The 2535-nt window shown below is 74.0% G+C and carries 2 protein-coding genes; one reads left to right on the top strand and one right to left on the bottom strand.

What is annotated here, in order from left to right; genetic code table 11:
* Nucleotides 1–389 precede the first annotated feature (389 nt).
* Nucleotides 390–947, top strand: coding sequence for an acyl-CoA thioesterase (locus C6N75_RS15660; RefSeq protein ID WP_105869523.1), 558 nt, complete (start codon nt 390–392; stop codon nt 945–947).
* A gap of 16 nt (nt 948–963) precedes the next feature.
* On the opposite strand, the gene C6N75_RS15655 is transcribed toward C6N75_RS15660, so the two are convergent.
* The coding region (locus C6N75_RS15655; RefSeq protein WP_456340828.1) for an LCP family protein at nt 964–2535 on the bottom strand (1572 nt) is incomplete at its 5' end.

The following is a 2535-nucleotide window of genomic DNA, read 5'->3' as shown; positions in this document are numbered from 1 at the left end:
GGTGGGGATGGGGGGGGGACCCCGTCGTCGCCGCCGGGAGCGGGCTGCGGCGGTGCCTGCGGGGGGACGCCGGGGCGCTGCACGTGCCGCATCACCCGGGCGCCTTCCGGCTGCGCGCCGGCGCTGCCGCGGCCGTAACGCGGGCCGCGGTCCGCGCCGCGGTCGTTGGTCCGTCCCTCTGGCCAGTCATTCATTCCGACAGTGTGCAGGCCGCGTCCGGTCGGGTGACAGAGCGGGTGGGAGTTCGGGGCGGGCCTGTAGCGAAGCTGATGCAAATAAGGCCGGGTCTGTCCCGGAAGGCGCCCGGACGAGCCCCGCCGGCGTGAGTCCGCGCACAGGGGGCGCGATCGGGACGGGGGCCGGGCGGACCCCGGCATAAGGTGGACGGTATGACAGACCAGGTCACGCCCGAGGCGTCGGTTCCGGGCGCCCCGGAGGCCAAGCCCACCTCCGCGTCGCGCACCACGCTCAGCCACATCATGACCGGCAGCGACACCAACCTCCTCGGCACGGTGCACGGCGGCGTGATCATGAAGCTGGTGGACGACGCCGCCGGGGCGGTCGCGGGCCGGCACTCCGGCGGGCCCGCCGTCACCGCCTCCATGGACGAGATGGTCTTCCTTGAGCCGGTGCGGGTCGGGGACCTGGTCCATGTGAAGGCGCAGGTCAACTGGACCGGCCGGTCGAGCATGGAGGTCGGGGTGCGGGTGATGGCCGAGCGGTGGAACGAGTCCACCCCGGCCACCCAGGTCGGCAGCGCGTACCTCGTCTTCGCCGCCGTGGACGCGGACGGCAAGCCCCGCCCCGTACCGCCGGTGGTGCCGGAGACCGAGCGGGACAAGCGCCGCTACCAGGAGGCGCAGATCCGGCGCACGCACCGGCTCGCCCGCCGCCGGGCCATCAAGGAGCTGCGCGAGAAGCGCGCCGCCGAGGGCTTCGAGGACTGAGCCCGCCGGGGGAGTCCTACGAGCAGACGACCTGGTCTCCGGTGACCACGCCGAACTCGCCCTGGTAGGCGTTCTCCGCCTTCACCGGCAGCACCCCGCTGTAGTTCGCGCCCGCCGACACCTTCAGCGTGGCACCCAGGCCCGGCGCCGGGCGCAGCTCGCAGCCGGGCAGGGCGGTGGCCAGCGAGCGGGCCGAGCGGTCCCAGCGCGGGTCGAAGAAGACCATGGTGCGGGCCAGGTTCCGGCGCGGCCAGTTCGCCGGGGCGCCGGTGGTGCGGAAGCCGGTGGACTTCAGCGCGGTGTCGACCTTCGCGCCCAGGCCGGCGGTCGGCGTGCCGTTGTAGACCTGCACCCGGATCTGCTGCGGGGAGACCTCCACCAGCTTCCTGCGTACGGCGGTGGTGCGCGGCAGGTGCGGGGCCAGCGGCTTGTCCTCCCGTACGGCGTCGAACAGCTTCTTCGCCTTCGCCTCGTCCCACTTCACCGTGGAGCCGATGCCCTTGACCGCGAATCCGCCGGCGAGCACCGGCACCGAGGTGAACTCGGACGAGGCGGCGGTGAAGCCGCGCATGGCCTTGGCCAGGGCCAGCATCTCGTCGCTGCCGAAACCGGTGTCGGCGCGCACCGAGCCGAGCATGGCGGTGGCCACGTCCCGGAAGCGTACGGGGTTTAGCAGCACCCCGCTGTCGGTGGCCTGGTCGATCAGGGCGGCCACGAACTTCTGCTGGCGCTGCATCCGGCCCAGGTCGGAGGCCCCGTCGACATGGCGGGAGCGGACGTACTGAAGGGCCTGGCCGCCGTCCAGCTTGTGCGTGCCGGGGGTCAGCCGCAGCCCGGTGTGGGTGTCGTGCATCGGCTTGGCGGTGCAGATCTCGACGCCGCCGACCGCGTCCACGGTCCGCATGAAGCTGGTGAAGTCGACCTCCAGGTAGTGGTCGATCTTCACCTTGGTCATCTGCTCGACGGTCCGCACGGTCAGCGCCGCGCCGCCCTCCGCGTAGGCCGCGTTCAGCTTCACCGGGTGGCTGTGGTGCTGCGTGCCGGTGGTGGCGTCGGTGTGCGGCGGCAGCTCGGCGTAGCTGTCCCGGGGCAGCGAGATCATGCTGGCCCGCTTCCGGTCGGCCGAGACGTGCACCAGCATGATCGTGTCGGTGCAGCGGCAGGGCGCGCCGCCGAGCCGGTACCGGACCTTCTCGGTCTGGGTGATCTTGTCCCGGCCGTCGGTGCCGACGAGGAGGATGTTGGTGCCGTGGCCGCCCTCGGGGCGGTTCTTCATGTCCTTGAACGGGTCGAGCCGCCCGATCCCGGTGTCCAGGCTGCTGAGCATGGCGTGCCCGATGCCCCCGGCCGCCAGCACCAGCACGGACGCGGCCGTCACCAGCCGGGTCGCCCACCGGGACCGCCCGCGCCGTACGGGCGTGCGGACGGGCGCGGACGCCTTGACCGGCGCCTGCCGCCGTACGCCGCCGGGCGGCTGCCCGCCGCGGGCCGGTCCGCCGCCCGGGGCGCCGGGTGCGCCGGCCGCCCCCGGCCGCCGTCTGGGCTGCCGCCCGCCGGGCGTCCTCGGCGGGCTGGGGCGGCGGGGCGG

It is taken from the genome of Streptomyces solincola (genome assembly GCF_002982015.1).
Classification (GTDB): domain Bacteria; phylum Actinomycetota; class Actinomycetes; order Streptomycetales; family Streptomycetaceae; genus Streptomyces; species Streptomyces solincola.
This window is presented reverse-complemented; position numbering and strand designations above follow the sequence as displayed.

What these genes read in the sequence shown, in the direction of transcription:
- C6N75_RS15660 (WP_105869523.1), top strand. Translation starts at nt 390, where the DNA reads ATGACAGACCAGGTCACGCCCGAGGCGTCGGTTCCGGGCGCCCCGGAG.